Here is a 22981-nt window from a genome sequence, read left to right on the forward strand (position 1 = left end):
TCCGCAACAAGGATCGTCTAACCAAGCGTCTTCGCAAAGGGACGCGGGATGGAAACACGGCCGCACGGCCGGCCAAGAGGCGCCAGTGAAGACGATCACCCCGACCGCCCCCGCGCGGCCCAAGCCGTTTTACCGGCACCTGTACTTCCAGGTGCTGGTGGCGATCGTGGCGGGCGCGACCATCGGCCATTTCTGGCCTGGGCTGGGCGAAAGCCTCAAGCCGCTGGGCGACGGCTTCATCAAGCTGGTGAAGATGATCATCGCGCCGGTGATCTTCCTGACCGTGGTGACCGGCATCGCGGGCATGCGCGACCTGGACAAGGTCGGCCGCGTGGCCCTGAAGGCCTTCATCTATTTCCTGGTGTTCTCGACCCTGGCCCTGATCGTCGGCATGGTCGTCGCCAACGTCGTCCATCCGGGCGCGGGCATGAACATCGATCCGGCCACGCTCAACACGTCCAAGATCGCGACCTACGAGGCCAAGGCCCACGACCAGACGATCGTCGGCTTCCTGCTGCACATCATCCCGGACACCGTGGTCAGCGCCTTCGCCGAGGGCGAGATCCTGCAGGTGCTGTTCTTCTCGATCCTGTTCGGCCTGTCCCTGGCCATGGTCGGTGATCGCGGCCAGCCGGTGCTGACCGTCCTGGAATCCACCGCCGACGCCTTCTTCCGCCTGGTCCACGTGCTGATGAAGGCCGCGCCGATCGGGGCGTTCGGAGCCTTCGCCTTCACGATCGGCAAGTACGGCATCGGCTCGATCGCCAACTTGGCCGCGCTGGTCGCGACCTTCTACCTGACCTCGCTGTTCTTCGTGGTTGTGATCCTAGGCCTCGTGGCCAAGGTCAACGGCTTCTCGATCTTCAAGCTGATCCGCTATCTGAAGGCCGAGCTGCTGCTGGTGCTGGGCACCAGCTCGTCCGAGGCGGCGCTGCCCAGCCTGATCGAGAAGCTGGAGAAGGCCGGTTGCCCGAAGTCCGTCGTCGGGCTGGTCGTGCCGCTGGGCTATTCGTTCAATCTGGACGGCACCAACATCTACATGACCCTGGCGGCGCTGTTCATCGCCCAGGCCACCGGCGTGCACCTGTCGCTGGGCGACCAGGCGCTGCTGCTGGGCGTGGCCATGCTGAGCTCCAAGGGCGCGGCGGGCGTGACCGGCGCGGGCTTCATCACCCTGGCCGCCACCCTGTCGGTGGTGCCCTCGGTGCCGGTCGCCGGCATGGCCCTGATCCTGGGCGTAGACCGCTTCATGTCCGAATGCCGGGCCCTGACCAACTTCACCGGCAACGCCGTCGCCACCATCGTCGTCTCGCGCTGGGAGAGGGGGCTCGACGCCGCCCAACTGGAGGCGGCCCTCAATCCCGACCCGGCCGCCCCGGAAATCCTGGCGGCCGGCGAGGCCCGGCCCTAGGCCGACTTTCAACCAGAACCATCAAAACAAGAAAATCGGGGAGCTCTCATGACCACCGCCAACATCCGCCAAAGGCTCATCTGCGGGACCGCCTTCGCCGGCCTGCTGCTGGCCGGCGCCGCCCACGCCCAGCAGGCGCCCGCCGACGACGTCACCAAGGTCGAGGAAGTCGTCGTGGTCGGCAGCCAGATCAAGGGCGCCAAGACCACGGCGGCCCTGCCGGTCACGGTGATGGACAACAACCAGATCGCCGCCACCGGCGCGGTTTCGGGCGACGACCTGTTCCGGTCGATCCCGCAGATGGGCGACGTCTTCATCAATCCCAGCAACAGCCCGCAAACCAGCAACTCCACGCGCGGCGACGTCAACTCGATCAACCTGCGCAGCCTGGGCGTGGGCAACACCCTGGTGCTGCTGAACGGCCGCCGTCTGGTCAACCACCCGACCAGCCAGTCGTCGGGCACCGTGCCGCTGCTGGGCTACAACGCCAACGCCATCCCGACCTCGAACCTGGAGCGGCTGGAAGTGCTGCGCGACGGCGCGGCCGCGATCTACGGCGCCGACGCCGTGGCCGGCGTGGTCAACACCGTGCTGCAGACCGACTTCGACGGCCTGACCATGGACGCCCAGTACGGCTGGGCGGAAGGCACGCACCGCAAGGAATACACCAGCAACATCTTCGCCGGCCGCAACTTCGCGGACGGACGCGGCAACGTCTCGATCAACGCCAACTTCACCGAGCGTACGGCCCAGCGGCCCAGTGACCGCCCCTACACCGCGACCCAGGACCTGCGGCCGCTGTTCGACAACGATCCGCGCTACACCGACAGCGCCACGCCCGACAACCGCGGCAACCAGAACTCGTTCTCCAACATCACCGTGCTGAACGCCGGCGGCGTCGTCCGCCAGGGCACGACGGCCCTGACCACGGCGGCGGGCGCCACCCACGTCCAGCCCAACACCATCGCCGGCTGCGCCGCTCAATTGGGCAACGGGCTGTGCCTGGGCACGGGCAACCTGGCCACCGGCAGCACGGCCAACTTCCTGCGCTACAACGCGCCCCAGAACGACGCCACGACGATCGCGCCGAAGATCAGCCGCCAGAACGTCTTCCTGAACGGCCACTACGACATCACCGACACCCTGACCGCCTATGGCGAGGTGGGCCTCTATCACGCCGAGTCCGAAGGCCTGACCACCCAGGGCACCAGCCTGGTGGCGATCGGGGTGCCGGCCAGCAACTACTACAATCCCTTCGGCATGGCCGTGTTCGCCAACGGCACGGTCAACCCCAACCGCCTGCCCAACCTGACCAACGTGCCGGCCGCCGGCCGCGCGGTGACCTTCACCAACTACCGCTTCAACGACCTGGGCCCGAACAAGGTCGAGGTCGAGAACTACCAGACCCGCTTCCTGGGCGGGCTGAAGGGCGAGGCGTTCGGCTGGAACTGGGACTCGGCGCTGCTGTATTCCAAGGCCGACGCCAAGGACGAATCCGACGGCATCGACAGCGCCAAGCTGGCCGCCCAACTGGCCCTGTCGACCCCCGACGCCTACAACCCCTTCAACGGCGGGTGCCTGGACGGGGAGGGCGGCCGCGACTGCACGCCCAGCTCCAAGGCGGCGACCGACGCCATCCGCTTCCGCCTGAAGCGCCACTCGACCACCACCCTGACCCTGGCCGACTTCAAGGTCTCCAAGCCCGACCTGCTGACCATCTGGTCCGGCCCGGTGGGCGTCGCCGCCGGGGTCGAGTTCCGGCACGAGACCCAGCAGGACCGCCGCGACCCGCAGCTTGACGGCCGCACGCCCTTCACCGACCCGGTGACCGGCGCGACCAGCAACAGCAACGTCACGGGCGTCAACGACACGCCCAGCACCAAGGGCTCGCGCGACGTCGGCTCGGCCTTCATCGAGTTCGCCCTGCCGCTGGTCTCGCCGGAGATGAACGTGCCCCTGGTGCGCGCCATCGACGTCCAGCTGGCCGGTCGCTTCGAGAACTACAGCGACTTCGGATCGGTGGCGAAACCCAAGATCGCCTTCGCCTGGGACCTGGTCGACGGCGTGCGGGTGCGGGGGTCGTGGCAGCAGGGCTTCCGGGCTCCGAACCTGGAGACCACCAACCCGTTCAGCTATTCGCGGACCAACAGCGTCACCGACTATTACCGCTGCGAGGCCGACCTTCGCGCCGGCCGCATCGCCACCTTCGGGGCTTGCAGCCGCGGCGTCGGCATCCGCTTCACGACCGCGGGCAATCCGGACCTGAAGGCCGAGGAGAGCGAAAGCTATTCGGTCGGCCTGGTCCTGCAGCCCCGGTTCATCCCCGAGCAGTTCGGCGACTTCACGATCACCGTCGACCGCTGGCAGATCGAGCAGGACGGCATCGTCGGCACGCTGGGTTCGACCAACATCGCCGTCCAGGACTACCTGGAGCGCATGACCGGCTCGAGCAATCCGAACGTGATCCGCGCCGCGCCCAACGCCGACGACGTGGCGTTCTTCGCCGGCACCGGCCTGGCGCCGGTCGGCCAGATCACCGAGATCCGCGACCAGTTCAAGAACCTGCAGCCGCAGACGGTCAGCGGCGTCGACATCGGCGTGAACTGGGCGCTGCGCACCGAGGACTACGGTCGCTTCACGGTCAATATCGACGCGACCTACATGGACAAGTTCTCGCAGGACCTCGCCCCGCCCATCCAGGAGCTGTTCGACGCCCGCGCGGCCGGCACGATCAACCCGGCCACGCCGCTGACCGATCCCGGCGACCTGCTGCGCAAGAACGGCAAGCCGGAATGGAAGGGCACGGGCACGCTGACCTGGCGCAAGGACAACGTCCAGATCGGCGCCTCGGTGATCTACACCGGCTCGGTGCTGGACACCGACTTCCTGGCCGCCGACGGCACGCCCTACACCGTCAAGTCGCTGACCACGGCCAACCTCTATGTCCAGTATCGGATCGAGGACAAGAAGAGCCCGCTGGACGACACGCGCCTGCGCGTCGGCGCCCGCAACATCTTCGACAAGGATCCGCCCCTGTCGTCGAGCGGCTACATCGGCTCGCTCTACAACCCCTATGCCCGCTACTGGTACGTCAACGTCAGCAAGTCGTTCTGACGTCGGCCGGGCCCCGGCGCTTCCTCCCCCCTGGGCGCCGGGGCCGCTTCCTTGTTCGATACGGTTCAAAGAGACACCGCATGGGTTCGCCGCTTCGCCGAGTTTGGATGGGTTTCGCGGCCCTGGGGCTGATGGCGTCCGGAGGCTGCGCGCATGCCCAGGCCCCGGCCGCCAAGGTCCCCGCGGGAACCCAGGCGGCCAAGGATTGCCCCGACTTCCTGCCGGCGCAGACCCGCTGCTTCGCCGGCCAGGACGCCAACGGCGCCTACTATTGGATCGTCATCCCGAAGGCCTGGAACGGCGCGCTGGTGGTGCACACCCATGGCGGACCGCGGCTGAAGGCGCCCAAGCCCGACGACGCCCTGGAGGACCTCGAGCGGTTCTCCGTGACCGTGAAGGAGGGCTTCGCCTGGGCCGGGTCGAACTACCGCCGCGCGGGCTACGGCGTGCGCAGCGCGGCCGAGGACAGCGACACCCTGCGCCAGATCTTCTGGGACCAGTTCGGGCGTCCCAAGCGCACGATCCTGCACGGCCAGTCCTGGGGCGGCAATGTCGCGGCCAAGACGGCCGAGCTGTACGGGCAGGGGGCCGACGGCAAGCCGGTCTATGACGGCGTCATCCTGACCAGCGGCGTGCTGGGCGGCGGGACGCGGTCCTACGACTTCCGCGCCGACCTGCGGGCCGTCTACCAGTACTACTGCCAGAACCATCCCCGGCCCGACGAGCCGGCCTATCCGCTCTGGCAGGGCCAGCCGGTCGGCTCGACCCTGACCAACAAGCAGCTGGACGAACGCCTCGAGGCCTGCACCGGCGTCAACCTGCCCAAGGCCCAGCGCACGGCGGTCCAGCAGCGCAATCTCGACAACATCCTGGCGGTGGTCCGCATCCCGGAGCGGACGCTGGACAGCCACCTGGGCTGGGCGACCTTCACCTTCGCCGACATGGTCAACAAGCGCCTGGACGGCCACAACCCGTTCGGCAATGTCGGCGTCGTCTATACGGGCTCCGACGACGACGCCGCGCTCAACAAGGGCGTGGCGCGGTTCGCGGCCGATCCGGAAGGCGTGCGCCGCCTGGCCTTCGACGCCGATCTCAGCGGCAAGCTGACGGTCCCGACCCTGACGATGCACGCCATCGACGACCCCACCGCCTTCGTCGAGCTGGAGCAGGTGTTCCACGACACCGTCGCCAAGGCCGGCGCCGGCGACCTGCTGGTCCAGTCGTTCACTGACGAGCACGAGCACAGCAAGCTGGCCACGCCCGAATACGCCGCGCTGCTGCGGGCGATGAGCGCCTGGATCGAGCAGGGCGAAAAACCTTCGCCGGCTTCGCTGGCGGCAGGCTGTCAGCAGGCCGTGGCGATCTACGGCGAGGCCTGCCACTTCCGCGTCGACTACCAGGTCCGACCGCTCGCCGAGCGCAGCTATCCCCGCTGAACCTTCGACCTGCGATGACGGGAATGCGGCGCGACTGTCATCGCGGCCATTTGTCCCATTCGGACGGACGATGCGGGACGGGTGAACGCCCCGGCGACGATGGTATCCGGGCGATATTCCCGTCAATTCAGGATGTTACGAAGTCTTCCTAGCCGGAAACCGGTCGCCCCCTCTGTACGGATTGGCCGACCTCGCCGGCCCGCGCCCGCCCCCGAGCTCCGGAAACGACACCGCCCCCTAACGCGCCGTTAACCATGTTGGTGTTGGCATCGCCGGACGTCGGAGGAATTCTTTTGCTCGTCCATAAAGCAACGACCCATGCTGGGCCGGCCGTCCTGGCGACCGTGCCGGTGGCCCGTCCCCGCCTGCCTTCAGCCGAAGCGATTTTTCCGTACCTGCAGCGGATCGACACCGCGCGTTGGTATTCGAACTTCGGGCCGCTGCTGTCGGAGTTCGAAGCGCGCCTGGCCGCGCGATTCCCGGCGGGCGCCGAGGTGGTGACAGTCGCCAACGCCACCCAGGTCCTGATCCTGACGCTGAAGGCCATGGGGTTGCCGGCGGGCGGGTATGTCGCCATCCCGGCCTGGACGTTCGTGGCCACCGCGCACGCGGTGATCCAGGCGGGCCTTCGCCCCTGGTTCGTCGACGTCGATCCCGACACCTGGATGATGGCCCCCGACGCGATCGAGAGCCTGCCGGCGGCCGTGCGCGACGATCTGGTCGCGGTGATCCCGGTCTGCGCCTTCGGCGCCCTCGGCGACCTCGGCGCCTGGCGCCGGTTCCGCGAGGAGACCGGCGTCCCGGTCCTGCTGGATGCGGCGGCCGCCTTCGACGCCCTGCGCGACGCCGACCTGCCGGCGGTGGTCAGCCTGCACGCCACCAAGGCGCTGGGCCTGGGCGAGGGCGGTTTCCTGGTCACCGACGACCACGACCTGGCCCTGAGCGTGCGTCAGCTGTCGACCTTCGGCTTCCAAGGCAGCCGCGAGAGCCAGGTCCCGGCCACCAACGCCAAGCTTTCCGAATACGCCGCGGCCGTGGGCCTCGCCGCCCTCGATTCCTGGGAAGCGGACCGCCTGCAGTTCGCCCGCGCCGCCCAGCACCTGCGCATAAGCCTCATCGACCAGCCGAAGGTTCGTTTCCAGCCCGGCTGGGGTTCGGAATGGGTGACCAGCGTCTGCAACGTCCGCGTCCCTGACGGCTCCGCGCCCGCCGTCGCGGCGGCGCTCCAGGCCGAGGGCGTGGAGACCCGCCAGTGGTGGGGCCGCGGGTGCCACATCAGCCCGGCCTTCGCCGACTGCGGCCGCGGCGATCTTCGCCACACCGATCGCCTCGGCGCGTCGGTCGTGGGCCTGCCCTTCGCCATCGATCTCAGCGTGCCGGAGATCCGCCGCATCGCCGCCGCCCTGGGCCGCGCCTTGGCCGAGGCCTAGATGTCGAGCCTGGAGGGCCGCATCGTCCTGGTCACCGGCGCCGCCGGCGACGTGGGCCAGGCCTGCGCCGACCTGTTCCTGCACCGTGGAGCGCGGGTCGTCATGAGCGACCGCACGCCTCCGCCGGAGCGTTTCCTGGCCCGGCCGGAGGTCGCCTTCCAGGCCGCCGACGTCACGGACCGCGCCGCCGTGGACGCGACGGTGCGGGTCGCCGTGGAGCGCTTCGGCCGTCTCGACGCGGCGGTCCTGGCCGCCGGGATCGAGGGGCCGGTCGCGCCGATCGAGCAGATCGACGGCGACGCCTTCGACCAGGTCATGGCGGTCAATGTGAAGGGCTGTCTCCACGGGATGCAGGCCTGCCTGCGGGTGATGAAGCCCCAGGGCGCGGGCAGCATCGTGGCCCTGTCCTCCATCTCCGGCGTGGTCGGCGGCCCGAACCTGGCCGCCTACACGGCCAGCAAGCACGCGGTGATCGGCCTGGTCCGCTCGGCCGCCCTCGAAACCGGTCCCCACGGCGTGCGGATCAACGCGGTGTGCCCCGGTCCCATCGCCTCGAACATGATGCGGCGTCTCGACGAGGCGCTCTCCGCCCGCGACCCGACCCGCGCGGCGGGGCGACCGGACGCGTCCAAGTCGCTGCCGCTGCAGAAGTACGTCTCGGTCGAGGAGGTGGCCCAGATGGCCGCCTTCCTGTGCGGCGACGAGTCGGGGTCCTGTCACGGGGGAACTTACCTCGTCGACGGCGGATACACCGCCCGGTGACCGCCGCCGGCGCCCCGGTCGAGCCGTCCTCCCGGCCGATCGGCGGGTTCTTCGAGCGCCATCGCGCCGACGGGGACGTCGAGTCGCCGAGCCTGCTCGCCGCGTGGACCGGAGGGCGTCCCCACAGCGCCTTCGTCAATGCCCGCTCCGCCTTCTCGGCCCTGGCGCGGACCTGGCCCACGGCCTCGATCTGGCTGCCCGCCTTCGTCTGCGGCGATCTCCTGGACCCCGCCCTGGCGGCCCGGACGCGTTTCTATCCCGTGTTGGAGGGCTTCACCCCCGACGTGGCGGTGATCGAGGCCGGAGCCCGGCCCGGCGACCTCGTCGTGTTCGTCGCCTCTTTCGGCCTGCCGATCGGGCCGGAGGCGCGCGCCTTCGCCGCCCGGCGTCCGGACCTGCGGATCGCCGAGGACCGCGCCCAGGCCCTGGACGCGGGAGCGCCGATCCCCGGCGCCTGGCTGCTGTTCAGTCCCCGCAAGCTGCTGGGCGTGGCCGATGGCGGCCTGCTGGCGGCGCCCGACGCGGCCCGGAGCCCGCCCCAGCCGACGACGGCCGCGGACGCGGAGGCCCTGTGGCGCGCGCCGCGGCTGCGCGCCGCCGATCCGGAGGGGCGGAACAACGCCGCCTGGCATCTCGCCAACCAGGCCAAGGAAGCGGCCATGACCGTCGGCGACCAGGCCATGACCGCCGAGAGCCTGGCGATCCTGGGCGAGGTTTCGCTGGAAAGCCTGGCGGCGCCGCGCCGCGCCAACTGGGCCGTCCTCGATCGCGGACTGCGCGCCTGGTCGGCGCTGCCCGCCGATCCGGGCGCGCCGCCGCTGGGCTACGTCCTGCGCCTGGAGCCGGAACAGCGCGACCGGCTGCTGGCCGGCCTGCACGCCCGTCGTGTGTTCGCCGCCGTGCATTGGCCGCGGATCGCCGCGCTGGCCGAGGCCTTCCCCCGCGAGGCGGCCTGGACGCGCGAACTGGTCACCCTGCCGTGCGATCATCGCTACGACGCGGCGACGATGGAACGAATCGCCGAACTGGCGAACGATCTGCTGCGATGACCCATCCCTACGCCCGCGAGGACTACGCCGCCACGCTCGGCCACATCGGGCGACCCGTCGCCGTGCCCGAGTGGGACACATGGGTGCTGGCGCGGGCCACGCCCTGCGGGACACGCGAGGACGCGATCGGGCCCTATCCGCTCACCATCCTGGCGGACCAGGCCGATCTCGCCGGCGGCTTGGCGCGGCTGAAGGCGGAAGGCCTGGTCTCGGCGGTGCTGGTGGTGGAAGGCCGTCTGGGACCGCCGACTTCGGTGCTGGAGGCCGCCTTCGACTTCGCCCGCCCGTTCAAGTCGCATCAGATCCTCGACCGCGACCTGGGGCCGTTCGCCTACGCCAAGCATCATCGCTACGAGATCAAGCGCGCCCACGGGCGGGTGACAGCGCAGGAGATCGCCCTGGGCGACCACCTGCCGGCCTGGCGGGCGCTCTATGGCGAGCTGGTCGCCCGGCACGGCCTTTCCGGCACGCATGTCTTCCCGCCCGAACACTACGCCCTGCTGGCCGTCCTGCCCGGGGTGCGGACCTTCGCGGCCTTCATCGAGGACCGGATGGTCTCGGCCCATGTGTTCGTCACCCATGAGGGCCACGCCATCAGCCATCTCGCCGCGTCCACGCCCGAGGGCTACGCCGCCGGCGCGGCCTACGCCGTCAACGACCTGGCGTCGCGGAGCTTGGACGATTGCCGGGTGATCAATTTCGCCGGCGGGGCGGGGGTGAACGACAATCCCGACGACGGATTAGTCCGGTTCAAGAGGGGGTTCGCGAACACGGTCGCGCCCGCACGCCTGTGCGGCGCGGTGCTCGACGCGGACGCTTATCGGGCCTTGAGCGCCGACAGGGTGGACAGCGGCTTCTTCCCTGCCTACCGGGGACATCGCAAGGTGGAGCAGGTCAATGAACATCAAGGGTAAGATCGTCACGTTGCGCGCCATCGAGGAGGCGGACCTGCCGACCCTGCATCGGTGGGGCAACGATCCCGACCTGTGGTCGATGCTGGGCGGGTGGCACTTCCCCACCTCGCTGCGCCAGACCCAGCAATGGTTCGAGCGGCTGGCCGGCGATCCCCTGAACCAGCGCTTCGCGATCGAGGTCCCCGGCGACGGGCTGGTCGGGACGGCCAACCTCGTGGACATCGACTGGAAGAACAAGAACGCCTTCCACGGCATGATGATCGGCGATCCGAACATGCGCGGCCGGGGCGTCGGGGTGGACGTGATCATGGCCACCATGCGTTACGCCTTCGACGAGCTGGGCCTGCGCCGGCTGGACGGGTCGATGATCGCCTACAACGAGGCCTCGACCGGGGTCTATTGCGGCAAGTGCGGCTGGAAGGAAGAGGGCCGTCAGCGTGACTGGTACTTCCGGGGCGGCCGCTTCTGGGACCGGATCATGGTGGGCGTGACCAGCGACGACTACCGGGCCCTGCTGGCCGCCAAAGACTATTGGCAGGGGTAGGTCGCGTGGCGGACTGGAAACAACTCGGCGCGATCTTCGTCCCCAACGGCGAGCTCGACTGGTCCAAGACCCACGCCCAGGCCCCGGCGGCCCTGCTGATGGGCGACCGCATCCGCGTCTATTACGGCGCTCGTGATGCCGACAACCGCAGCCGCACCAGCTTCTTCGAGTGCGACCGCGCCGATCCCACCCGCGTGCTGTACGTCCACGACCAGCCCGTGCTGGGCCTGGGCAAGCCGGGGACCCATGACGAGGATGGGGCCATCGGCAGCCAGGCGATGATGGTCGGCGACGAGATGTGGCTCTACTACGGCGGGGTCAGCCGCGGCGGCAATGTGCCGTATCGCATGTCGGTGGGCCTGGCGCGCAGCCGCGACGGGGGCCTGACCTTCGAGCGCGCCTTCGAGGGGCCGGTCGTCGACCGCACGCCCCACGAGCCCTACATGACCATGGCCCCCAACATCCTGATCGAAGGCGGGGTCTGGACCATGTGGTACGGCTCGGGCACCGGCTGGGTCGAGATCGACGGCAAGTTCGAGCCGACCTACCAGATCAAGCTGGCCCGCTCGGACGACGGCCTGACCTGGCGACAGCTGAACCACGCCTGCATCCCCAAGCTCGATCCGCTGGAAGCCAACACCCGGCCCTCGGTCCTGCGCACGGGCGACGGCTACGAGATGTGGTTCTCGTACCGCAACAGCATCGGCTATCGCGACGGGACGGGGTCCTACCGCATCGGCCACGCCACCTCGACCGACGGCGTGGAGTGGACCCGCCAGCCGGATCCGGAGGGGCTGAAGCCGACCGGCGAAGGCTGGAACAGCGCCACGATGTCGTATCCCAGCGTGGTCGTCGCCGACGGCCGCAAGATCATGTTCCACAACGGCGACGGCTTCGGCCAGACCGGCGTCGGCTGTTCCGTCCTGGAGGACGCATGACCATCCTCGTCTTCCCCTCGGCCCTCGAGGCGGCCGCCAAGTTCGCCCGCGAAGCCCATCAATGGGGCCGCCGCGTCGTCGGGGCCTCGTCGCTGGAGCAGGACCCGAACGCCGGCGCCTTCGACGCCTGGGGGCGGCTGCCGTTCATCGGCGCGCCCGACTTCTTCGACGCCCTGGCGGCCCTGGTCGCCCGCGAGGGGGTCACCGACGTCTTCACGCCGCACGCCGCCACCTTCCACCTGTTCGAACAGGCCCTGCCGGAGCGCCTGCCGGGCGTGCGGCTGATGGGGCCGGGTCCCTTCAAGCGCCAGATGGACCGCGTGAGCGCCGCCCTGGCCGAAGGTCGGGCGGGCCTGGAGACCATCGCGGCCATCGCCGGCTCCCCCTCGTCGCTGCCGGCCGAACTGGTGGGCGGGATCCTGGCCCAGGCCGAGACCATCCACGGCGAATGCTCGCGCGAGAAGATCCTGGCGATCTGCGGCGTCGTGCCCCTGGCGCCCAAGGGCGACATCGTCGAGATCGGCGCCCTGTTCGGCAAGAGCAGCTACGTCTTCAACCGCGTGGGCGCCTATTGCGGCGTGGGCGCGACCCTGTGCGTCGATCCGTGGGACCTGGGCCTGTCGGTCCAGACCGACGCCCCGGTGCTGATCCAGGAGGCCTCCGGCGGCTGGGACTGGAACCTGGTCCGCACGGGCTTCCTGCTGGCTATGCTGGGCTGCTCGGCGGGCGACTTCAACTACCTGCCCATGACTTCGGCCGACGCCCATCGGCGCTATGTCGAGGATCGCGCGGTGACCTCGCCCGAGTTCGGATCGACGACCCTGGCCGGGTCGATCGCCGTGCTGCACCTGGACGGCAACCACGACGAGGCCGCCGTGGCCGAGGACTTCGCGCTGTGGAGCCCCCTGGTGGCGCCCGACGGCTGGGTCATCTTCGACGACTACCACTGGCCGCACGGCGACGGGCCGCGCAAGGTCGCCGACCGGGCCATCGCCGCCTACGGCTCGCGCGTCCAGCGCCACTTCGTGGCCGGCGGCGCGATGTTCGTCCACCTGAAGCCGTAGGGCGGGATCACCCCGCCTTACGGGCCGTGCAGATGTAGTAGAACTGATAGATTTGCGAGACCCGCACGTCGGTCAGGCTGGCCGGCAGGCTCTCCACCGGACAGCGGTGGATGATGTTGTGGCTGGACAGCACCTTGTGGAAATAGGCCCGGTCCAGGGGCGTCGCCGCGTCGTACATCTGCTCGTCCAGGAACAGCAGCACGCCGCCGGGCTTGGCCACGCGGGCCATCTCGGCGATGGCCTTGACCGGATCGGTCAGGCCGTTCACCGCGCCGTAGCTCAGCACCACGTCGAAGCGGTCGTCCTGGAACGGCAGCGCCATCGCGTCGCCCAGCACCAGATCGACCGCCACGCCGGCCTTGCTCATCATCTCGCTGCCCTGCTTGAGCATGGTCTCGGACAGGTCGATGGCGGTGTAGTCGGCGTCCAGCGACATCCAGCCGTGCTTGTAGAGCGAGTTGCACGAGCCGGTGGAGACGTCGAGCACCTGCAGGCGGCGACCGGCCGTCCGCAGCGGCGCCAGCACGCGCTCGTGGACGGCGGCGAAGGTCTCGGGCGGGGTGTAGGGACGGCGCGACAGCGACAGCCAGACCGGCGCGGCGGTCCACAGCAGGTGCAGCAGGTAGCGCTGCCGATTGAGCACCAGGCCGGCCAGGACCAGCGGAACGGCCAGGACCAGCGCCGCCACCAGCGCGCCGGACGCCAGGGCGGCCACCAGCCCGATCACCAGACCCAGCAGGGCGATCCAGGCGGCGGCGTAGGCGATCCAATAGGGACCGGATAGGGAGAGGGGGCGGACCGGCATCACGATCGCCGGCATCGTCACCTGGTACAGGCGGCCGAACAGGCCGTCGTAGAAGGTGTCGCGCAGCTTGCGGTCCTGGGCGCCCAGCCGTTCTTCGTTGAACAGCTTGGGCATGCCGTAGACGCAGGCGTAGGTCTGGCCGCAGCCCGTGCAGCGCCATTGGGTGACGCTGGTCACGAAATCCGCGCCGCCGCAGGTGGGGCAACGGTACTTGCTGGCCTTCAAGTCGATGGTCATTTCAGCCGTCTCACCCGCGTGGATCGAAATAGGCGAAGGTCGCCACCCAACGTCCGGCTTCGCTGTCCCAGTCGAACTTGTCGCGAAGGTCGGACTGGCTGACCCAGTGATGGTGGTCGTAGCGCCAGATCAGGATGTCGCCGGCGTCCTGGCGGGTCTCCATGTCGATCACCTCGCCCTCGATCTCGAAGCACGTGCCGCCGTTGCGGAAATCGCGCCCGCGCTGCGACAGCGAGACGATGAAGCCCAGCTGCTGGGGCAGCAGGTTGTGCCAGTGGCGGGCGAAGAAGCCGCCGCCGGCCGGATACTGGATCAGCTGCGGATGGACGTAGGGGCCCGACGCGGGGATCTCGAACTCGACGCCGGCGCCGGTCAGGGCGTTGTAGAGCCCGCGCAGGGGTTCGAAGAGGTTGCGCAGCCGAAGCTCGAGCGCCGGCGGCGCCGCGGACAGGTCGTTGAAATTGTAGTCGTGGAAGACGTGCGGCGCCTGCTGCAGGCGCGAGATCATGCAGCGGCGGCGGTGATAGTTGCCGGCGAAGTCGTCGATCTCGGCCGGCGGCGTCTCGCGTCCCCAGGCGGCGACGGCCGCGCGCAGGTCGGAGACCTGGTCGTAGGGGAAGACCCCCTTGAGCACGAGCAACTGGCCCTGGCCCATCACCCGGTCGACGATCTCGGCGTGCTCCATCCGGGGGACGATCGTCCCGTCGCGCAGGTCGCATCCGACCTCGATCACCCGTTCCGACATCACGCTCACTCCGCCGCCAGCCAGCGATCGAACATCTGGCGGAAGGTCGTTTCCAGATTGCGGGTGAAGCCGACGTCGTCGCAGTAGGGCGAGGCGTCGAAGCCCGGGCGCACCTTGGCGCGCAGGGCGTCCAGGGCCTCGTAGTCCTCGGTGACGGCCAGGGCCTTGGCCACGTAGTCGTCCCAGCCGTCGGCGATCAGTTCGGACAGGCCGCAGGGCTCGACCACGGGCACGCCGATGCGGCCGTAGAGGTCCTCGCCCAGCTGGGTCAGCAGGGGCACGCCGTTGGCCAGGGCGTCGCAGGAGGTGGTGCCGCCGGGGCAGGGCGAGGGGTCCAGGGCCAGGTCGATGTCCTGGAACTCGCGCAGGTAGTCGACGCCGGTGGTGCGGCCGCGGAACTCCAGCTGTTCGGGCCGCGCGCCGTAGGCGGCGAAGCGGGCCTGGGTCACGCGCTGCAGGACCGGGTCGGCGAAGGTGGCGTACTTCAGCACCAGGCGATCGTTGGGCCGTTGGCCGAGGATGATCGCCCAGGCGGCGATGGTGATCTCGCTCAGCTTGGCCGGATTGTTGAACGAACCGAAGGTGACGTAGCCGTTCTTCAGGGCCGGGGTGGGGACCGGGTCCAGCCGATCGGGCGAGGGGCGGCTGGGCGCCACGATCGGGCCGATCCGCCAGATCTCCTCGGTGTAGTATTGCTCCGAACCCTCGACCGCCATGCTGTCGGCGTGGAGGATGTAGTCCATGCAGGCCAGGCCGGTGGTCTGGACGAAGTTGATCCAGGCGACCTGGATCGGCGCCGGACGATAGGCGAAGACGCCCAGGCGGCTGCCCGCGGTGTGGCCCCAGACGTCGACCAGGATGTCGACCTCGTCCTTGCGGATCAGGGCGGCGACGTCGGCGTCGCTCATGCCGTCGAGACCGCGCACCTTGCAGCCCTGGGGCAGCGGGCCTTCCTCGGCCGGTTCGGCGCAGTAGAGGAAGACCTCCACGACGGCCGGGTCGTGGGCGTCCAGCACCGGCAGCAGGAACTGGGCCACCTGGTTGCGGGTGAAGCTGGGGCCCACATAGCCGATCCGCAGCCGTCGACCGGCGGTGCGGTCGTTGTCGAAACGGGGCTCGGCCGGGGTCAGATGGGCGGCGTAGAGGTCGCTCCAGCGGCGCGCCTCGTCCGCCACCCGCTGCATGCGATCGGGGGCGTGGAACAGGGCGTAGAGCAGGAACTCGTGGACCACCGAGTTCTGGAACGTGTCGGCGGCCACCTGGAAGACGTTGATGGCTTCGTCGGTGCGGCCCTGGTGCAGCAGGGACAGTCCGTAGGACGCGATGTGCTGCAGGCTGAGCTGGTCGAAGTCGAGGCTGCGCCCCAGGGCCAGGCTGGCCGCGGCCATCTGCTGGTGGCTGTAGAGCGCCAGCCCCACATCGCCGCAATAGGCCTTGTCCGCCCGGAAGCGCTGGACGTCGACGCCCATCCCGCGGAAGAGCGAGGTCGCATGCAGGTCGCGGGCCTCGTCCAGGAACGGCCGCGCCGAGTCCGGCTGGCCGTCCGCCATCAGGGCGCTGTAGAGCCAGTACCGGCTTTCGTGGTCGGCCGGCTTGGCCCGGGCGATGGTCAGGAAGAGCCGCGCCGCCTCGGCGGCGTCGCCCGCTTCCAGCGCCGCCCGTCCGGCGGCGATGGGGTCCGCGCCGACGGGCGCGATAGGCTCGGCCAGCATCCGATGGTCCTCTCGAATCATAGTTAACGCCGAGTAGATAGCGCGCGCGTTAACGCGCTCTTACGGCGCTTTGCGCCTTTGGCGCGGGCGCGCCGGCCGCGCCGTCGGCGCCCTGTGGGGCGAGATGGTGGGCGAGTGATCCGCGGCGCCTCCGTGGCGTCGCCGTCGAGCCCGGAACCTTCCCCAAACTGCAACTATTACGTTCATTTCTAGTTTCGGTGGTTTGAATTATTCGATGCTCGTTTTCATGGAACTTTTTAATTTCACCAAGCTTAAAATACGCCTGTGCGGCGAAATTCACCAAATCTCCTTCATAAGATAAGTCGAAAAATAGTTGTCTATGGCAAAAAGTGCCAAGTCAAGGCGCGCATATGCGTCTTCTTTCGGATACTATTACTATAATTCCGGCAATAGATGGTTAGGCAAATTATCTGGGTCGATTTTGAAGAACTGGTGAAAATCGCATTCAGAAAACGGTGAAATCTGAGCTTTTCATTTGTTAAAGTTCGGTCTTAGTATGAGTGGACGCCTATTGGTTGTACCCGGGGGAGCGAGCTGAAACATGCCTGAGGGGCTGGAGGAAACGACGCGCGAATTGATCGGCTGGACCCAAGAGGTCCTGCCGGGTCGCGCCGTCGTCGCCCGCTCCCTGGGCGATCGCGACTGCGGGGAAGGGGTCGATCTTCGTCTTGTTGGCCTGGCGCCGCAGGCGACGCCCCGGGCGGCCTCGCCGCCGCTGACCTTGGCCGCGGACTACCTGGTCACCGTGCGCGCCGCCGATCCGATCGTCGAGCAGACCGGCGCCATGGGGCTGCTGTTCGCGGCGATGGAGCGCGACGAGTCCGAGGTGGTGCTGGATCGCGACGCGCTGAAACTGTGCCTCGACCTGAGCCTGCCGCCGGGCCCGGGCTTCGTGCTGCGGGCCATGGTCTCGGTCGCACGGCGTCGCGCGGCCGCCGCGGCGGCGCTCGTCCGCTTCCCGCTCACGGTCGACGCCGGCGAGCTCGGCGTCCTGCAGGGCTCGGTCCTGGGGCCGGGCGACACGCCGGTCGCCGACGCCGTGGTGCGCGTCGAGGGCGTGGACCGCACCGCCCGGACCGATGCGTTCGGCCGCTTCCGCCTCCGCGGCCCCGTGGGCGCCAAGAACAAGCCCGTCCGCCTCAACGTCCGCGCCCGCGGCGTCGAGATCGACAGCGAGGTCGAGACCGACAGTCCCGTGATCCTTCGTTTACCGCTGGAGATTTGACATGCTGTCCTATTTGAGCCCCGGCGTTTACGTCGAGGAGATCGACTCTGGAACACGCCCGATCGAGGCGGTGGGAACATCGACCGCCGGATTCGTGGGAACCGCGCCGAACCCCGACGTCCTCGTCGACGAGGCGAAGGCGATCAACAACTGGAGCGAATTCCAGAGAACCTACATACGGGACGGCGACAAGGGCACCCACCTGTCCAACGCCGTCTACGGCTTCTTCCTCAATGGCGGCTCGCGCTGCTACGTGGTCAACACCAAGGCCGACGGGGCCATCTCCGGCAAGGGGCGGGGGCTCGACGCCCTGGCGGCGATCGACGAGATCGCCATCATCGCCGCGCCGGGGCGGACCGATCCGGCGTCGCACGGCGCGCTGCTGGACGCCGCCGAGCTGCTCAAGGACCGCGTGGCGATCCTGGACGCCCCGGCTCGTGTCGATGACGTCGAGGTCCTGACCCGCGCCGCCGAGGGGCCCGCGCCGCCCGCGGCGCCCGCCGGCGATGCGGGCGCGCCGACCAAGCCCAAGGGCCAGAAGCCCGGCCAGCGCCCCCGGGATTCCGACAGCGGCTATGGCGCCTGCTACTTCCCCTGGCTGACGGGCCTTGATGCGGTCGACCCCGATCCGAAGAACCCGGTGGAAATCCCGCCGTCGGGCCACATGGCCGGCATCTACGCCCGCACCGACAGCGAGCGCGGCGTGCACAAGGCGCCCGCCAACGTCACGATCCGCGGCGCCCAGGGGCTGACCCAGATGGTGTCCCGCGCCGACCAGGACGTGCTCAATCCGGTCGGGATCAACTGCATCCGCTTCTTCAGCCGCGAGGGCGTGCGGGTCTGGGGCGCGCGCACCCTGGCGCCCAGCGCCAGCAACTGGCGCTACCTGAACGTCCGGCGGCTGTTCAACATGATCGAGGAGTCGATCGCCATCAGCACCCGCTGGGTGGTGTTCGAACCCAACGCCGGCCCGCTGTGGAAGGACATCCAGCGCGACATCGGCGCTTTCCTGACCCTGCTGTGGCGCCAGGGCGCCCTGGCCGGCGCCCGACCCGAGGACGCCTTCTTCGTCAAGTGCGACGCCGAGACCAACCCGCCCGAGGTGGTCGACGCCGGCCAGGTGGTGGTGGTCATCGGCATCGCGCCCGTGAAGCCGGCCGAATTCGTCATCTTCCGCATCGGCCAGACGGCGGTCGGAACCACCGTCGAGACCGCCTGACCCCCAACCCTAGAGAGGATCCGTCATGGCTAAGCCTGAAGAAGCAGCGGCGGCGCCCAAGGTTGGCGCTCTGCCCGACGTCTACCGCAACTACAACTTTATGCTGTCGTCCCGCGAGATGGGCGATGTCCGGTTCACCGAGTGCTTCGGCCTGGGCGTGCGGATCCATCCCATCCGCTATCGCGAGTCCGGCAGCGGCCAGATCGTCCGGACCCTGCCCGGGCCGATCGAGTACGCCGAGGTCACCCTGCGCTACGGCCTGACCAAGACCCCGGCCCTGTGGGACTGGCTCAAGGAGGTCCTGGCCGGCGGCACGCCCCGTCGCAACATCTCGATCGCGATGATGGACGTGAAGGGCACGGCCGAGGTCCTGCGTTGGAACCTCGACAACGCCTGGCCCTGTGAATGGAGCGGCGTGTCGTTCGACGCCCTCGGCCGCGAAGTCGCGATCGAGGAACTCAAGCTGTCCTTCGACACCCTGACCCGAGCGTAAGCCATGGCCCTTCGCCGCCTGTTTTCGGGTTGGCTGATCGCCATGGCGGCCTTGGCCCGCTCGGTGGCCCAGGCCCTGGAGCGCGCCTCCGAGGATCGATCCGCGCCGGCGCCGGACCCGGTGATGGCCGCCCTGGCCGAACGCTATCCGGGCGCGCCGGCCCATTGGCTGGCGCACGTGGCCGAGCGGACGTCCCAGCTGGCCGAAACGGGTCAGGCGCCGCTGTCGCTGAACAGCGACCCGACGGCCTGGCCGCCCGCGGGGGCGCCTGTGGGGGCGGACGGCCCGCCGCTGCGGCCGCTGACGCCCGAGGCGTCGCCGGTCCCGAAGGCGCGCGAACCGATCGCGAGGGACCCTGGCGTCCCCAGCCTGGCGGACCTGCGGGACCGCTCGGGCGAGGTCTGGCGTCGGTCGGAACCCGAGCGCAGGCGCCGGCCGCGACCGGTGTTCGCGGCGACGAACGTCGCGCCGGCGTCCGAGCGGATCGTTCGTCCCACGGCGACACCTGAGCCGACGCGCCGACCCCGGTCGCCGTTGAGTCTGGTCGCCGAGCCGTCCCGAGCGACGCCGGAAGGGCCAGCCCCGGTCGCGACAGCCGATCCGGAAGTGTCCTCGGCCCGGTCGATTGTCTCTTCACACGAGACCGCCTGGTCCCAGGCGCCGGTGTCGCGACTGGCGACCCATGAGCCGACGTGGGAGCCGCCGAAGGTCGAGCCTGGACGTCCGACCGAACCGCCGTCGGTCGATCGCATGGCCGCGCCGCCGGGTTCGGAAGGCCGCCAGCAGGACCGGCCGGAGACCTTCACGGACGACGTCGCCGCGCGACGTGGCGTCCCGCGTCGGAAATCCTGGTTCTTCGCGAAATCGGCCTCCGCCTCGCTGGGACGCCCCCTCGCGCTTTCGACGGTTCCAGGACCGCCCGTCGAAGACCCGTCGGATGCTCCTGAACCGGTGGTCGCCGACGCCGCGCCCAAGCCTCGCCCGGCCTTTCCGTTCCTGGCCTCGGATCGTCGAACCGCCGCGCCGAAACGGGTCTGGCGCGCCCGGCCGTCACCGCCCGCGCGACACGCGGTCTTTCGGGCGCTGACGGCGCTGCGGGCCAAGCCGCATCCGCGCGCCGAGCATCCGGCCGCCTCCGAACCCGCCGTCGCGCCGACGACGCCGCCGATCGATCCTCCGTCGTCGACGCCCAGGCCCAGGCCTCCGGCGCCATCCTTCAAGTCGTCCGCGATCAAGCCCCAGGGCAGGGCCGCGCCGGACTTTCCACTTCGCGAGCCGTCCGTAGAGCGGGATGCGCCGCCGAGCCGTGGCGAAGACCGGGACGTCCATCGCGCCGTCGCCCGGGCGAGCCGTCAGGTCTCTAACGCCACGCCGGCCGATCCGCCCCACGACAGGCGGCCGGTCTATGCGGGGCCTCGTCCGTCCAGCTCGCGCGCCGCCTCGCGCCCGTTTGCCGACCTCCCGTCCGACGATCGCTGGCCCGCGCTTCCGCCGCCGACCTTCGCCGCGCCGACCGGCGTCGAGGCTCCGCAACCCCGGTGGGATCAACTGGCTCGTGAACAGGAGGAAGGGCGATGGAGCGTGTAGCCTTCCTGCTGGAGCGGTCGGGCGAGCGGCTTTCGTGCCTGCTCAATCCCGAGAGCCTGGAAGCCCGGCGCACCGCCGGCGTGCGGACGCGGGTGGCCGGCGGCGGCTTCCTGACCGGCGTGGCGCGGTCCGAGGACCCGTTGATCGCCACCGGCGGCGGCGTCACCGAATACGACCTGAACCTGTTGTTCGACGTCGAGATCGCCCGGGAAGGCCGGCCGTCGACCGCGCCAGAAGACGGCCAGGGTCCGGCCGCGGACGACGATGTCCGCGCCCTGACCCGTCCGCTCTGGGACCTGACGGAGAACGCCATCGCCGCCGACGGCTTCTCGGCCCCGCCCACGGTGCGGTTCATCTGGGGCAAGTCCTGGAATATCCCCAGCGTCGTGCTGCACGTGGCCGAACGGCTTGAGCGGTTCAACGCCGACGGGGCGCCGCGCCGGTCGTGGCTCAGCCTGCGCCTCCGCCGCGTCGAGGATTCCGAGCCGCGCCCGGCGCCCGCCCGCCCGGTGACGCCGCAGTTCGAGTCGCCGTTCGACCTGGAAAGCGGGTCCATCGATCAATACCCGGCCGTCGACATGCCGGTCGACAGCGAAGGCCTGCCCTTGAAGCGGCTCGATCAGATGGCCGACGACGGCTACGGCGATCCGGGCCTGTGGCCCGAGATCGCCACCTACAACGGCGTTGACGACCCCCTGAACATCCCGGAGGGCACGACGATCGTGCTGCCTTCGCTGGCGATCCTTCTGGAGGCGCGGGCATGACCTCGATCTTCGCCAACCGCCCGTTGCGGGCGCGCCTGGACGGATCGCCCCTGGACCCGGCCCTGGGCCGTTACGCGGTCTCGGCCTTCGTGCGCCAGGCGCTCAATGCGCCGGCCATGGCCGAACTGGTCTTCGCCGAGCCGCCCGCCGACGCCCTGAGAGGGTTGCGGCTGGGTGCGGGCCTGGCCTTTTCGGTCGACGGCTCGGGCGATCTGTTCGACGGCGAGATTACCGCCGTCGAGTACCAGAACGACGCCGACCAGGGCCGGATCGTGCGGCTGCGGGCGCTGGACAAGCTGCACCGGGCGCGGCTGCGCCAGCGCGCCCGGGCCCTGACCGACCAGACGGTGGCCGACGTCGCGGGCCAGATGGCGGGCGACCTGGGCCTGGGGTTCCAGTGCGCCGAGCATCCGCCGACCCGCGCCCTGATCGTCCAGCACGACCAGAACGACTTCGACCTGGTGGTCGACCTGGCGCGGGACGCGGGCCTCTATCTGGTGGTGGAGGGGACCGACCTGCGGCTGATCAGCCTGGCGGGCGAGGGCGAGCCGATTCCGCTGCGGATGCGGCGCGAGATCATCGAGGCGCGGGCCTCGGCGGGGGCGGACTCGCTGCGCCCCTGGACCAGCGCCCAGTCGTGGGACCCGTCGCGGGCGGTCGCGGCCAACGCCCGGGCGGGCCTGGCGCGGCAGGACGCCGAGGAACTGCGCGACGGCGGGCTGACGGCCTTCCCGGACCTGGGCGGACGGACCCTGTTCAACCGCCTGGCGGCCGACGCCGCCGAGGCCGAGAGCCTGGCCCAGGCCGATCTCGACCGGGCGGTGGCGCGCGCGGTGCTGCTGGACGCGGTGGTCGAGGGCGACACCCATCTGCGCCCGGGGCGGCCAGTGAACCTGGAAGGCCTGGGCGACCTGGTCGACGGCCGCTGCGTGGTGACGCGGGCCCTGCATCGCTTCGAGGAAGCCCGCGGCTACGTGGTCGAGATCTCGACCGAACCGCCGGCCCGGCCCGACAGGCCACGCACGCCGGCCTTCACTCTGGGCAAGGTGACCGACGCCGACGATCCCGACGGCCTGGCGCGGGTCCGGGTCAAGCTGCCGGTGCTGGGCGATGTCGAGACCGGCTGGATGTCGGTGCTGCTGCTGGGCGCGGGCGCCGAGAAGGGCGTCGCCATCCTGCCGGAGCCGGAGGACGACGTGCTGGTGCTGTTCCCGGACGGCGATCCGGCGCGCGGCGTGGTCCTGGGCGGCCTCTATGGCGAACGCACCGCGCCGGGACCGCGCGGTGCGGGGACGGCCGGGGCGCGCGCCTTCACCGTGCGGACCCCGGGCGGCCAGGTGCTGACCCTGGACAGCGTCGACGCCCTGGCGCGGCTGGAGACCCGCGCCGGCGGCCTGTTCGAGTTCGGCCCCAACGGCTCGCGCCTGAGGGCCAGCGGCGACCTGGTCATCGAGGCCCCGGGCCGCCGGCTGACGATCCGCGCCGCCGCCGTCGCGTTCGAGGAGGGTTGA

General features: G+C 70.0%; 19 protein-coding genes. 16 read left to right on the forward strand and 3 right to left on the reverse strand.

Features of this window, described 5'->3' with window-relative positions; all coding sequences use genetic code 11:
- The first annotated feature begins 85 nt into the window (after nt 1–85).
- The 10 genes from WAE60_RS18910 (at nt 86) to WAE60_RS18955 (ending at nt 12662) form a co-directional block, all read left to right on the forward strand.
- Nucleotides 86–1411 carry a dicarboxylate/amino acid:cation symporter gene (locus WAE60_RS18910; RefSeq protein WP_337687882.1) on the forward strand — a complete coding sequence of 442 codons (1326 nt, stop codon included), beginning with the start codon at nt 86–88 and terminating at the stop codon, nt 1409–1411.
- A gap of 48 nt (nt 1412–1459) precedes the next feature.
- Nucleotides 1460–4525, forward strand: a complete 3066-nt coding sequence (locus tag WAE60_RS18915) for a TonB-dependent receptor (protein ID WP_337687884.1) — start codon at nt 1460–1462, stop codon at nt 4523–4525.
- A gap of 107 nt (nt 4526–4632) precedes the next feature.
- Entirely contained in the window at nt 4633–5961 is a 1329-nt protein-coding gene (locus tag WAE60_RS18920) for a hypothetical protein (RefSeq protein WP_337687885.1), read from the forward strand.
- 350 nt (nt 5962–6311) lie between these two features.
- The gene (locus WAE60_RS18925) at nt 6312–7391 is read left to right on the forward strand and encodes a DegT/DnrJ/EryC1/StrS family aminotransferase (RefSeq protein WP_337687886.1); all 1080 of its coding nucleotides are present in this window, start codon (nt 6312–6314) and stop codon (nt 7389–7391) included.
- Complete coding sequence (locus WAE60_RS18930; protein ID WP_337687888.1) at nt 7392–8153, forward strand: SDR family NAD(P)-dependent oxidoreductase; 762 nt, start codon at nt 7392–7394, stop codon at nt 8151–8153.
- Nucleotides 8150–9202 carry a hypothetical protein gene (locus WAE60_RS18935; RefSeq protein ID WP_337687890.1) on the forward strand — a complete coding sequence of 351 codons (1053 nt, stop codon included), beginning with the start codon at nt 8150–8152 and terminating at the stop codon, nt 9200–9202. Before WAE60_RS18930 ends, WAE60_RS18935 begins: the two co-directional genes overlap by 4 nt.
- Complete coding sequence (locus WAE60_RS18940) at nt 9199–10116, forward strand: hypothetical protein (protein WP_337687892.1); 918 nt, start codon at nt 9199–9201, stop codon at nt 10114–10116. Before WAE60_RS18935 ends, WAE60_RS18940 begins: the two co-directional genes overlap by 4 nt.
- Nucleotides 10100–10660, forward strand: a complete 561-nt coding sequence (locus WAE60_RS18945; RefSeq protein ID WP_029916309.1) for a GNAT family protein — start codon at nt 10100–10102, stop codon at nt 10658–10660. Before WAE60_RS18940 ends, WAE60_RS18945 begins: the two co-directional genes overlap by 17 nt.
- A gap of 5 nt (nt 10661–10665) precedes the next feature.
- Nucleotides 10666–11598, forward strand: a complete 933-nt coding sequence (locus tag WAE60_RS18950; protein WP_337687894.1) for a hypothetical protein — start codon at nt 10666–10668, stop codon at nt 11596–11598.
- Nucleotides 11595–12662 (forward strand): class I SAM-dependent methyltransferase, encoded by a 1068-nt coding sequence (locus tag WAE60_RS18955; protein ID WP_337687896.1) that lies wholly within the window; start codon nt 11595–11597, stop codon nt 12660–12662. Before WAE60_RS18950 ends, WAE60_RS18955 begins: the two co-directional genes overlap by 4 nt.
- 7 nt (nt 12663–12669) lie before the next feature.
- Here the strand turns inward: WAE60_RS18955 and WAE60_RS18960 are convergent, their stop codons facing one another.
- Genes WAE60_RS18960 through WAE60_RS18970 form a run of 3 tightly spaced genes read right to left on the reverse strand, consistent with a single transcriptional unit; the run spans nt 12670 to nt 16161 of the window.
- Entirely contained in the window at nt 12670–13704 is a 1035-nt protein-coding gene (locus WAE60_RS18960) for a class I SAM-dependent methyltransferase (RefSeq protein WP_051696028.1), read from the reverse strand.
- A 10-nt stretch (nt 13705–13714) separates the two neighbouring features.
- Complete coding sequence (locus tag WAE60_RS18965) at nt 13715–14449, reverse strand: hypothetical protein (protein WP_029916317.1); 735 nt, start codon at nt 14447–14449, stop codon at nt 13715–13717.
- A 5-nt stretch (nt 14450–14454) separates the two neighbouring features.
- Nucleotides 14455–16161 (reverse strand): tetratricopeptide repeat protein, encoded by a 1707-nt coding sequence (locus WAE60_RS18970; RefSeq protein WP_337687900.1) that lies wholly within the window; start codon nt 16159–16161, stop codon nt 14455–14457.
- A 562-nt stretch (nt 16162–16723) separates the two neighbouring features.
- Here WAE60_RS18970 and WAE60_RS18975 point away from each other — a divergent pair.
- From WAE60_RS18975 to WAE60_RS19000, 6 genes are read left to right on the forward strand one after another with little or no spacing between them, the layout of a single operon-like run.
- Entirely contained in the window at nt 16724–17407 is a 684-nt protein-coding gene (locus WAE60_RS18975; protein ID WP_337687902.1) for a carboxypeptidase-like regulatory domain-containing protein, read from the forward strand.
- Nucleotide 17408: 1 nt separating this feature from the next.
- On the forward strand, nt 17409–18626 hold the full coding sequence (locus WAE60_RS18980) for a phage tail sheath C-terminal domain-containing protein (protein ID WP_337687904.1): 1218 nt from the start codon (nt 17409–17411) through the stop codon (nt 18624–18626).
- Nucleotides 18627–18651: 25 nt separating this feature from the next.
- On the forward strand, nt 18652–19119 hold the full coding sequence (locus WAE60_RS18985) for a phage tail protein (RefSeq protein WP_029916321.1): 468 nt from the start codon (nt 18652–18654) through the stop codon (nt 19117–19119).
- 3 nt (nt 19120–19122) lie between these two features.
- Nucleotides 19123–20706 carry a hypothetical protein gene (locus WAE60_RS18990; protein ID WP_337687906.1) on the forward strand — a complete coding sequence of 528 codons (1584 nt, stop codon included), beginning with the start codon at nt 19123–19125 and terminating at the stop codon, nt 20704–20706.
- Nucleotides 20694–21470, forward strand: coding sequence for a hypothetical protein (locus WAE60_RS18995; RefSeq protein ID WP_029916324.1), 777 nt, complete (start codon nt 20694–20696; stop codon nt 21468–21470). The genes WAE60_RS18990 and WAE60_RS18995 overlap by 13 nt, the downstream gene beginning before the upstream one ends.
- A complete protein-coding gene (locus tag WAE60_RS19000; protein ID WP_337687909.1) occupies nt 21467–22981 on the forward strand; it encodes a phage baseplate assembly protein V in 1515 nt (504 codons plus the stop codon). The genes WAE60_RS18995 and WAE60_RS19000 overlap by 4 nt, the downstream gene beginning before the upstream one ends.

Origin of the sequence: Caulobacter sp. CCG-8 (genome assembly GCF_037402475.1) — a bacterium.
Taxonomy (GTDB): domain Bacteria; phylum Pseudomonadota; class Alphaproteobacteria; order Caulobacterales; family Caulobacteraceae; genus Caulobacter.